An 8247-nucleotide genomic window follows, 5' to 3' on the forward strand; every position below is an offset into this window, starting at 1 on the left:
ACGAACCGGGAGCGGAACTCGTCGACGACCTCTTCGGTCAATGACGGACGCTGAGCAATCAGCACGGGGTATGGCCTCCAGTGTTTGGCGCCCGCTATGTGACGCCGTAGACACCTCGAAGGGTACGGGCGGTACGGGCCTGGATGAGACCGAACCGCCCTACCGCGCGGCCTCGCGTCGCGCCGGAGAGGGGTTCGAGGACGGCTGAGGCTGCCCTTAGGGGCCCTCGTAGGCGCATACTGGGGGCAATGACAAGACCTGCCGCACCGAAGCGTCACTTGCCCACCAGCCCCTTCAAGGCCCCGGTCGCGCCCGACCCCAAGCACTTCACCGTCGGCGACCGGGTCACTCACGATGTCCACGGCCTCGGCCGGGTCGTCGGGATCGAAGACGGAATCGCGGTGCTCGTCGATTTCGGGTCGTCGCAGATGCGGGTGCTGAGCCCGTACTCCAAGATGACCAAGCTGTAGAACCGCCGTGCCCGGTCACGGCACACCAGGCCCCTCGGGGACCTGACACGCAAGGGAGTCCTCTCATCGATCCGACCTCGCTGTTCTCCGCCCCGGAAGGGCGGCCCCGCAGTGCCGCCACGGCCTCGCCGCCTCCGACGACCGACCCCTTCCGGGCCCCTGACTTCGGGGAGGACGAGACCTTCACGATCGACGCGGCACAGGGCCCTGCCCCGGACGGGCGCGCCGCACGCCCCGAGGCGGCCTAGCGGGCGCCGCCGCGCCACACCGTGCGGCCGCACCGCGCTCAGGGTGCTCAGCGTGCGAGGAGACCTGAGAGCCGGGGCGGCCGCTTGCCGGACCGCCCCGGGGATCAGCCCTTGTTGGCGCCGAGCGTCAGGCCGCTGACGAACTGCCGCTGCAGCACGAAGTAGACGATCAGGGTCGGGATCGCGGTGAGCAGGGCGCCCGCCGCGACCAGGTTGGGGTCCGTGAAGTACTGGCCGGAGAGATTGTTCAGCGCCGAGGTGATCGGCATGTTCTCGCCGGTGGAGATCAGGACGATGGCCCAGAAGAAGTCGTTGTAGATCCAGATGGACAGCAGCGTCGCCAGCGCCGCCATCGCCGGCTTGCACAGCGGCAGCACGATCTGCCAGTACATCCGCCACACCGAGGCGCCGTCGACGAGGGCCGCCTCGGTCAGCTCGTGCGGCAGCATGCGCATGTAGTTGCTCAGCACGAACGCGCAGAAGCCGGACTGGAACGCCACATGGATGAGCACCAGGCCGAGCGCGGAGTCGTAGAGCTTGCCGCTGGCGGTGATGCCCGGCAGGTCGATCAGCAGGTACATCCGGTACAGCGGGGTGATGATGACCTGCTGCGGCAGCAGGTTGCCCGCCGTGAACACCAGCAGCAGGAAGATGTTGAGCCGGAAGTCGAAGCGGCTGACGTAGAACGCGACCATCGACGACAGCAGCAGCGTGATCAGCACAGCCGGGACCGCGATGATCAGCGTGTTGCCGAAGTAGTGCAGCATGTCCGACTGCTCGAACGCGTTCTTGAAGTTGTCGAAGTTCAGCTTGTCCGGCCAGGAGACATAGCCCTTGTTGCTGGTCTCCGCATACGGGCGCAGTGCCGCGAAGATCGCCCACAGCAGCGGGGCGAGCCAGGCCAGCGACGTGACGACGAGGAAGACGTGCAGCAGGATCCGGGCGGGGCGGACGGGCGTGCGCTGCTTGGCCAGAGCGTCGGCGGTGCTCATGCCTGCCGCTCCTTCCGGAAGGTGGCGATCAGATACGGGATGATGACCGCCAGGGAGATGACCAGCAGGACGACGGCGATCGCCGATCCGTAACCGATCCGGCTGGACTCGCCGATGATGTTGTTGGTGATCAGGATCGACAGCAGCTCGGTGCCCTGGGCGCCCTTGTTGAAGACGAACACCAGGTCGAAGGCGCGCAGCGCCTCGATGATGGTGACCACCAGGACGACCGTGTTGGTCGGGCGCAGGGTCGGGAAGATGACGCTCTTGAACGTCTGCCACTCGTTGGCGCCGTCCAGCGCCGAGGCCTCGCGCAGGGACGGGTCGACGCCCTTCAGGCCGGCCAGGTACAGGATCATCATGTAGCCGGTGTGCCGCCAGGAGGCGGCGACCAGGACGGCCCACAGGTTCAGGTGCGGATCGCCGATCCAGTCGATGTAGTGGCCGGGCTTGTTGGCCCCGATGAGGCTGTTGATCAGGCCGGTGTCGGGGTTGTAGACGAGCTGCCAGACGAAGCCGGTGACCGCCAGCGAGACCACGACCGGCAGGAAGAACGCGGTCTGGTAGACCCGGCTGAAGCGGATCTTCTTGTCCAGCTGGACCGCGAGGAACAGCCCCATCGGCGTCGGGATCAGGATGAGCACGACGAACCAGATGATGTTGTGCTCTACGGCGGGCCAGAACTGCGGGTTGTCGCTGAACAGGTGCTTGAAGTTGTCCAGTCCCACCCACTTGATGGAGCTGAAGCCGATCCCGTCCCAGCTGGTGAAGGCCAGGGCGATCGAGGCGATGGCGGTGACCCAGACCAGGGCCACGTGCAGGACCGTGGGCACGCCCGCCATGAAGGCGAGCGTGATGCGGTCACGGCGGGTCAGCAGGCGCTTGTGCCCCCGCGGTACCCGCTTCTTGTCGGGCGCACGGCCCGGAGGCGGCACGGCTGCCGCCTCCGGGCTCTTCATGTTCGTGTCGGTCGTCACTGTCTGATCTCAGTTCAGGAGGACGCGAAGATCGTCTTCTTCTGACGCTCGATCGAGGACAGCAGACTGTCGATCCCCTTGGGGTTCTGCAGGAACTTCTGCAGGCTGGGCTGCATCACCGAGGAGGTGAAGTCGGGGCGCGAGTCGCGGTCCATGAACTGGGTGAGGTTCTTGGCGCCACTGATCATGGTGTACGCCTTCTTCTGCAGCGGCGTGTACGAGGAGGTGTCGGCCTTGCTGGAGGCCGCCACCACGCTGGAGTCGGCCTTGAGGTAGATCTGCTCGGCCTCCGGGGTGCCCAGGTACTCCATGAGCTTGACGGCGCCGGCGTGGTTCTTCGGGGACTTGCTGACCATGAAGCCGTCGGTGGGCGCCTCCACGGTCTCCTGGCCGTAGGCGGAGTTGATCTCCGGGAAGGCGAAGAAGTCGAGGTCGTCGAGGTCGGCCTTGTTGGTGAACTGCTGGGCCGCGAACGAGCCGATGACGTACATGCCGGACTTCTTCGCCACCAGGCCCTGCGCGGCGTCCTGCCAGGTGCGGCCCATGAAGCCGTCCTGGTGGTAGGGCAGGATCTCCGACCAGTGGTCGAAGACGGCCTTGACCTTGGCGTCGGTCCAGGAGGCCTTGCCCGCCATCAGGGACTTGTGGAAGTCGTAGCCGTTGAGGCGGAAGTTGATCTGGTCGAAGGTGCCCATCGCAGGCCACGCGTCCTTGTCGCCGAAGGCGATCGGGACCAGTCCGTCCTTCTTCATCTGCTTGCACAGGGCGACGAACTTGTCCCAGGTGGTCGGGACTTCGTAGCCGTGCTGCTTGAAGACGCTCTTGCGGTAGAAGACCGCCCAGGGGTACGTGTACAGCGGCACGAAGTAGTACTTGCCGTCCTCGCCCTTGCTGAGCTGCTTCATCGCGTCGGGGAAGTCGCCGCCGATCTTGGCCCACACGTCGTCGATCGGCGAGGCGAGCTTCTTGGCCGCGAAGAACTGCATGCGGTAGCCGGCGAACCAGGTGAACACGTCGTCCGGCGTGCCCTGGAGGTAGGAGTTGATCTGCTCCTGGAAGGTGTTGTGGTCCTTGGTGTTCACGTCGACCGTGATGCCGGACTGCTTCTTGAAGGCCGCGTAGATCTCGGCGAACGCCTTCTTCGGCACCGCGTCCGAGGCGTTGGAGCCGAGACTGACGGTCTTGGGGTCGGAGCCACTGCTGCTGTCGCCACAGGCGCTCAGCAGCGGCACACCGGCGCCGGCCAGAAGGACGGCGCCGCCCACTCCGCGCAGCAGACTGCGGCGGGAGGGAGAGACGAGCTCACTGGGAGTGGGGGGACCCGAAGGGGAGAGGTCTGACATAACGGCTCCTGAGGCAGGGTTTCGGTCACAGCTGCGCCATGTCGAAAGAAGTCGAAACCGACCAGAAATCAACTCGACCGAACATCGTGGCGGTAATAACAGCCCCATATCCGGTCATCGGTCAATAGCTGCCCTAGAGCTTTGTGGAAACGTAACCGACACACTTGTGATCGTTGCGTTCGAGGACCCGAACATACGGCTACGTAAGGTGCCTTACTGGATACGCACGGCCTTGGTCACCGTCACCTGGTCGATGTCGGTCGTGCGGACCGTGACGCTCATGGTCCAGGTGCCCGCGATCGGCAGCGTGAGGTCACTGGTGCCCCAGTAGCCGCCCAGGTTCCGCAGCTTGGCGTCGAGCGGGCCCAGCTTCCGCGCCGGGAGGCTCAGGGTGAGGCGGACCTCGGGGACGGCGACGATGCCGCCGTCGGGGCCGAAGACCACGGCCTGCACCGAGTTGTCGCCCACCCGGCCCGGGTCGATGGTGATCTGCACCTTCCCGTGGCCGTTGGGGGTGCCCACGTCGAACGGCACGTTCGTGACGGACGCGACGGGCAGCCCGCCCGCCGTCACCGGCTGCCCGGCGGCCTCGGCCGCGGCCCGGCCCGGGAGCGTGCTCGTGAGGACCGTCGTGAGGACCAGCACCACGACGCCCACGGCGACCTCGGCGAGGACCGAGCGGCGCAGACCGCGGCGCCCGTCGTCCGCGCCCGCCAGCCCGGCCGGTTCCTCGGCAGAGACGGACGGCGGCCCGCCCACCGGCTCGGGCACCCGCTCCCGTACGACCGTCCGCGCATCGGCGCCCACCAGCCGCGCCGTCCAGCGCCGCGAGAACCCCGCGGCGGCCAGCAGCAGCACCACGGCCGCCACCTTGGCGAGCAGCAGCCGCCCGTACGTCGTCCCGGTGAGCGCGCCGAAGGAGCCGAGGCCGCGCCAGGACTGGTAGACGCCGGTGACGACCAGGACGGTCACACAGGCGAAGGCGACACGGGAGAAGCGGGCGACGGCCGCCGCGGGCAGTTCGGTGCGGTGCAGCAGGATCAGCAGGGCCGCGAGTCCGCCCAGCCACAGGGCCATCGCCAGCAGGTGCAGCACCGTGGACGTCATCGCGAGCGGCACCTGGATACCGGCCGAGGCGTGCTCGGCGGCGGCCCAGGTCAGGGCCAGCGCCACGGCGAGCACACCGCCCGCGGCCAGGACCGGACGCGACCACTGCGTACGTCTGCGCAGGCGCACCGCGAACAGCGCGACGACGAGGAGCAGGGCGATCCGGGCGAGCAGGAGGAGCCCGGGGCGGCCGGTGAGGGTGCGGCCGAAGGCGTCGGCGTCGAAGGCGGTCGCGGGGGCCGTGCCGTTCTCGTACGGGGCGCGCAGCACCAGCAGGACCACGCTGGTGCCCAGCAGGGTCCACCAGCCCGCCACCAGCGGCCCGCGCAGCGGCCCGCGGTCCGCCGGCCGGCACAGCTCCACGAAGGCGGCCGCGCCGATCAGCAGCGCGACGGCCAGATAGGCGAGATAGCGGGCGATGTTGAACAGGCTCGCGGTCGCCGGGTTCTCGGTGGGGCCGGTGCTGGTCGTGGCGATGGTCGCGGAGGGTTTGCCGACGGAGAAGGTGAACGCGCCGCCGACCGGGTGGCTGTCCGCCGAGACGACCCGCCAGGCCACCACGTACGTGCCCTCGGCGAGCTTCGCCGGCAGGGTCACGGAGGCGGTGTCGGAGCGACCCTCGGCGTGGCGCGCCTCGCCGACGCGCACCCGGTGGTTGCCGGGGTCGAGGACGCGCAAGGAGTCGTCGAGCAGGCCGACGGACTCGGTGAAGGTCAGGGTGATGTGGCGGGGGGCGGACTTGAGGACGGCTCCGTCGTCGGGGTCGGTGCCCTTGAGGGCGGCGTGCGCGGACGCGGGCCCCGCCCCGCCGAGGACGAGCAGGACCAGCACGGAGCCCAGCAGCGCCAGCCCCTGAAGCCCTCGGCGCCGGAGGGGTCCGCGGACGTGCCGACGCTCTCGCCGTCCGCCCTGTGCACCGTCACACCGCACGTGGTCTCTCCGTCGTCGTCCAGCACCTCCCGGTACGTACGGACACGGGCCGCCGTGTGCTCACCACGGGGGCCGGGCCGTCACCCCACCGTCCACCACCAGGTCGTGTCCGGTCACCCAGGAGGCGAGCCGTGAGGCCAGGAACACACACGCGTCCCCGACGTCCTCCGGCCGCCCGAGCCGCCCCAGCGGGGCCGCGGCCCGCCACCGCCGCACCCCCTCCGGCCAGGCCTGCTCCAGCCCCTCCCGCCCGATCAGGCCGGGCGAGACGCTGTTGACGCGGATGCCCGAGGGGCCGTACTCCAGGGCCGCCGCCCGGGCGTGCATCACGACCGCGGCCTTGGACGCGCTGTAGTGCGCGTGCAGGGGCGCGGGCGCGCTCCCCTCGATGGAGGCGATGTGGGTCACGCTGCCGCCGCGCCCGCGCATGACCTCGGCGGCGGCCTGCGTGCAGGCGAAGACGCTGGAGAGGTTGGTGTCGACGACCGCCCGCCACTCGTCCGCCGTCATGCCGGGCAGCTCCCGGGTCGGCTGCACGCCCGCGTTGTTGACCAGCGCGTCAAGGCCGCCGCCCCACTCGGCGGCCTCCCCCACGACCCGCCGGCAGGTGTCCTCGTCGGTGAGGTCGCCCCGCAGGACGACGGCCCGCCCGCCCGAGCCCTCGATCCGCGCGGCCGCCTCCCGCGCCGCCCCGGCCGCCGTACGGCAGTGCAGCGCGACCGCGGCGCCTTCCTCGGCGAACCTGAGCGCGATGCCGCGTCCGATGCCGCCGCCCACGCCCGTGACGAGGGCGACCTGTCCGTCGAGAAGTCTCATGGGCGGCACAGTTCCAGGATGTGGGCGGCGCGGTCCGGATACCGCGCCGTGAGCCCGTCCGCGTCCCCGTGCTCGTACCCCTCGAAGGTGAATCCGGGCGCCATGGTGCAGCCGAAGAACGTCCACGCCCCGCCGCCGGTGACGCGTGCGCCCATCCAGGTGCCGGCGGGGACGGTGAGCTGCGGGTGCTGGCCACCGAGGACGTCCGGGCCGAGCACGGCCGTGGTGGAGGTGCCGTCGGGAGCGAGGAGCAGGAGTTCCAGCGGGTCGCCGAGGTAGTGGTGCCAGATCTCGTCGGTGGGCAGGCGGTGCAGGGCGGAGAAGTCACCGGCCGTCAGCAGGGCGACGATCGCCGTCCCCTCGGGCCGTCCGTCGGGCCGCTCGGGGCCCGCCCACGTCCGGCGGTACAGACCGCCCTCGCGCGGGATCGGCTCCAGGCCGTAGTGGGCGACGAGGTCTTCGGGACTCACCCGGGCGGGACTCACCCGCGGAAGGCTACCGCCGCCCCCGGGCGGCCCGAGCGCACACACGGCATCATCGGGAGCATGGACCTCACCCTTCACCTCGCCCAGGACGCAGGGGCCGACGAGCTCCTCGGACGCTCCCCGCTCGCCGCGCTGACCGGGATGCTGCTGGACCAACAGGTCCCGATGGAGTGGGCGTTCAAGGGACCCCGCACCATCGCGGACCGGCTCGGCGCGGACGACCTGGACGCGCACGACATCGCCGCGATGGACCCGGAGGTCTTCTCCGCGCTGCTGTCCGAGAAGCCGGCCGTGCACCGCTACCCGGGCTCCATGGCCAAGCGCATCCAGCAGCTGTGCCAGTACCTCGTCGAGCACTACGACGGCAACGCCGAGCTGGTCTGGAAGGGCGTGGACGACGGCCGCGAGCTGCTCAAGCGGCTGCAGGACCTCCCCGGCTTCGGCAAGCAGAAGGCCCAGATCTTCCTGGCCCTGCTCGGCAAACAACTCGGCGTACAGCCCAAGGGCTGGCGCGAGGCGGCCGGTTCCTACGGCGACCCCGGCTCCTTCCGCTCCGTCGCCGACATCACCGGTCCGGAGTCACTGACCAAGGTCCGGGCGTTCAAGCAGGAGACGAAGGCGGCGGCGAAGGCGGCGAAGGGGGCCGGGAAGTAGGACGGGGCTGCGCGTGAGAGGCCGCGCCTGCCGGGCGCTCGTGCAGCCGTGCGCCCTGCTGGCGCCGGACACCACGCCCTGCCGCACACGGCGCCCGCCGTCTCGCTGGAGATCGTCGAGTACGGCGTCGTGGACGCGGCCGTACGCCCGCCGACCGGCGCCGCCGTCCCCCGGACGGTCGCGCGCCGCTCGCCGCGCGCCGCCCGGGCTCGGGGCGTCCCGTTC

8 protein-coding genes are annotated in these 8247 nt (G+C 70.0%); 2 read left to right on the top strand and 6 right to left on the bottom strand.

Going from position 1 to position 8247, the window contains the following annotated elements; genetic code table 11:
• The first annotated feature begins 248 nt into the window (after positions 1 to 248).
• The gene (locus JYK17_RS39670) at positions 249 to 470 is read left to right on the top strand and encodes a CarD family transcriptional regulator (protein WP_108010205.1); all 222 of its coding nucleotides are present in this window, start codon (positions 249 to 251) and stop codon (positions 468 to 470) included.
• A 352-nt stretch (positions 471 to 822) separates the two neighbouring features.
• Here JYK17_RS39670 and JYK17_RS39675 read toward each other — a convergent pair whose 3' ends face one another.
• The 6 genes from JYK17_RS39675 to JYK17_RS39700 all read right to left on the bottom strand — a co-directional run bounded on the left by JYK17_RS39675 (position 823) and on the right by JYK17_RS39700 (position 7353).
• Complete coding sequence (locus JYK17_RS39675) at positions 823 to 1710, bottom strand: carbohydrate ABC transporter permease (RefSeq protein WP_128802344.1); 888 nt, start codon at positions 1708 to 1710, stop codon at positions 823 to 825.
• Positions 1707 to 2669: a carbohydrate ABC transporter permease gene (locus JYK17_RS39680; protein ID WP_261996673.1), complete on the bottom strand. Its 963-nt coding sequence runs from the start codon at positions 2667 to 2669 to the stop codon at positions 1707 to 1709. Before JYK17_RS39680 ends, JYK17_RS39675 begins: the two co-directional genes overlap by 4 nt.
• 32 nt (positions 2670 to 2701) lie before the next feature.
• Positions 2702 to 4030 carry an ABC transporter substrate-binding protein gene (locus JYK17_RS39685; RefSeq protein ID WP_128802345.1) on the bottom strand — a complete coding sequence of 443 codons (1329 nt, stop codon included), beginning with the start codon at positions 4028 to 4030 and terminating at the stop codon, positions 2702 to 2704.
• Positions 4031 to 4243: 213 nt separating this feature from the next.
• Positions 4244 to 5968, bottom strand: a complete 1725-nt coding sequence (locus JYK17_RS39690; RefSeq protein WP_372465385.1) for a copper resistance CopC/CopD family protein — start codon at positions 5966 to 5968, stop codon at positions 4244 to 4246.
• A gap of 159 nt (positions 5969 to 6127) precedes the next feature.
• Entirely contained in the window at positions 6128 to 6883 is a 756-nt protein-coding gene (locus JYK17_RS39695) for an SDR family NAD(P)-dependent oxidoreductase (protein WP_222812286.1), read from the bottom strand.
• Positions 6880 to 7353 (bottom strand): cupin domain-containing protein, encoded by a 474-nt coding sequence (locus tag JYK17_RS39700; RefSeq protein WP_108010215.1) that lies wholly within the window; start codon positions 7351 to 7353, stop codon positions 6880 to 6882. Before JYK17_RS39700 ends, JYK17_RS39695 begins: the two co-directional genes overlap by 4 nt.
• A gap of 75 nt (positions 7354 to 7428) precedes the next feature.
• On the opposite strand from JYK17_RS39700, the gene JYK17_RS39705 reads away from it, so the two are divergent.
• Positions 7429 to 8022, top strand: a complete 594-nt coding sequence (locus JYK17_RS39705; protein WP_108010217.1) for an HhH-GPD-type base excision DNA repair protein — start codon at positions 7429 to 7431, stop codon at positions 8020 to 8022.
• Positions 8023 to 8247 lie beyond the last annotated feature (225 nt).

Origin of the sequence: Streptomyces plumbidurans, from assembly GCF_019857225.1 — a bacterium.
Classification (GTDB): domain Bacteria; phylum Actinomycetota; class Actinomycetes; order Streptomycetales; family Streptomycetaceae; genus Streptomyces; species Streptomyces plumbidurans.

Excerpts from the sequence above, each read along its gene's own strand:
- JYK17_RS39670 (WP_108010205.1), top strand. The coding sequence starts at position 249 with ATGACAAGACCTGCCGCACCGAAGCGTCACTTGCCCACCAGCCCCTTC.
- JYK17_RS39675 (WP_128802344.1), bottom strand. The coding sequence starts at position 1,710 with ATGAGCACCGCCGACGCTCTGGCCAAGCAGCGCACGCCCGTCCGCCCC.
- JYK17_RS39680 (WP_261996673.1), bottom strand. The coding sequence starts at position 2,669 with ATGAAGAGCCCGGAGGCGGCAGCCGTGCCGCCTCCGGGCCGTGCGCCC.
- JYK17_RS39685 (WP_128802345.1), bottom strand. The coding sequence starts at position 4,030 with ATGTCAGACCTCTCCCCTTCGGGTCCCCCCACTCCCAGTGAGCTCGTC.
- JYK17_RS39695 (WP_222812286.1), bottom strand. The coding sequence starts at position 6,883 with ATGAGACTTCTCGACGGACAGGTCGCCCTCGTCACGGGCGTGGGCGGC.
- JYK17_RS39705 (WP_108010217.1), top strand. The coding sequence starts at position 7,429 with ATGGACCTCACCCTTCACCTCGCCCAGGACGCAGGGGCCGACGAGCTC.